The sequence below is a fragment of the Mycetohabitans sp. B3 genome (genome assembly GCF_021498065.1).
Classification (GTDB): domain Bacteria; phylum Pseudomonadota; class Gammaproteobacteria; order Burkholderiales; family Burkholderiaceae; genus Mycetohabitans.
In genome coordinates this window covers 1-1382 of the sequence record NZ_JAHLKN010000012.1, presented here as the reverse complement: position 1 = coordinate 1382, position 1382 = coordinate 1, and the positions used below count along the sequence as shown (strand labels likewise).

Here is a 1382-nt window from a genome sequence, read left to right as displayed (position 1 = left end):
TCGATGTCGATGTCGATGTCGATGTCGATGTCGATGTCGATGTCGATGTCGATGTCGATGTCGATGTCGATGTCGATGTCGATGTCGGGCAAGCAGGCTAGCCGGAAAGCCGCTTGTCGTGCTCGATCAGCGCGTACGCACTGTGATTGTGGATTGATTCGAAATTCTCGGCTTCGAGCACATAGGCGACGATCCGCGGATCGGCGTTGAGCCGCTGCGCAACATCGCGCACCAAGTCCTCGACGAACTTCGGGTTGTCGTACGCCCGCTCGGTGACAAACTTCTCGTCGGGACGCTTCAGCAGCCCCCACAACTCACACGATGCCTCTTCCTCGGCCATCCGCACCAGGTCCTCAACCGGCACGTCATCGGCCAATTCGGCGGCGATCGTCACATGTGAACGCTGATTGTGCGCGCCATACTGAGAGATCTTTTTTGAGCACGGACACAGGCTGGTCACCGGCACCAGCACCTTGGTGAACAGGCGTGTGGCACCGTCGCGTGCGTCGACACTGAGCGTCACTTCATAGTCAAGCAGGCTTTGCACACCGGATACAGGCGCCGTTTTCCGGATGAAATAGGGAAATGTGACTTCGATTCGACCCGCCGTGGCTTCGAGCTTCTCGAGCATGGTCGCCAGCATAGCGCGGAAATGCGCGATGTCCAGCGGCGTCTGCGCTTGGTCCAGCAGCGCGATGAAGCGCGACATGTGCGTGCCCTTCTGCTCAGCAGGAAGGTGCACGTTAAGATTCCAGGATCCCACTGTCGGTTGCACATCGCCTTGCGCAGTCCTCACCGTCAGCGGATGGCGGACCGCTCTGATGCCGACCCGCTGGATCGGGATCTGCCGGGTATCCGGCGTGCTCTGCACATCAGGCATCAAAAAAGCGGGATTCATCTGGTTCATTGGCATTCCTTGACACCGGCGCACGCCTCAGTTCATGGCGGCACCGGAGCGCCAGCACGGGCGGCCCGGCCGGATGGCCCATGCCGCTCGTGCAGATTCTACATGAGAAACAGCAACGGCCGTTGAGGTCACGGCCTATGCGACGAGCTTGGTCGTTTTCGCGTTGCCATCGTGCTTTTGCCGTTCCACGGTTGACAAGCGCTCGCGGATCGCGCTGGCAATTCCCGCCGCATCCAGACCGCATGCGGCAAGCAGCTTCGCCGGATCGCCATGGTCGACGAAACGGTCGGGAAGGCCCAATTGTAATACCGGTCGGTTTACCCCTGCCGCCTGTAGGGACTCGATGCACGCCGAGCCGGCGCCGCCCATCAATGTTCCTTCCTCGACGGTCACGAGTAGCTCATGCGTGTCGGCGAGCTGCCGCACGAGCGCCTCGTCCAGCGGCTTCACAAAACGCATGTTCGCCACCGTCGCG

Annotated in this window: 2 protein-coding genes; both read right to left on the bottom strand. The window is 60.7% G+C overall.

Annotation, left to right across the window (positions count from 1 at the left end; translation table 11 throughout):
- Positions 1-97: 97 nt before the first annotated feature.
- Positions 98-907, bottom strand: coding sequence for a GTP cyclohydrolase FolE2 (gene folE2, locus KQH55_RS03325; RefSeq protein ID WP_076785154.1), 810 nt, complete (start codon positions 905-907; stop codon positions 98-100).
- A gap of 135 nt (positions 908-1042) precedes the next feature.
- The coding region (locus KQH55_RS03320; protein ID WP_304610924.1) for a transketolase C-terminal domain-containing protein at positions 1043-1382 on the bottom strand (340 nt) is incomplete at its 5' end.

Excerpts from the sequence above, each read along its gene's own strand:
- folE2 (WP_076785154.1), bottom strand. The coding sequence starts at position 907 with ATGAACCAGATGAATCCCGCTTTTTTGATGCCTGATGTGCAGAGCACG.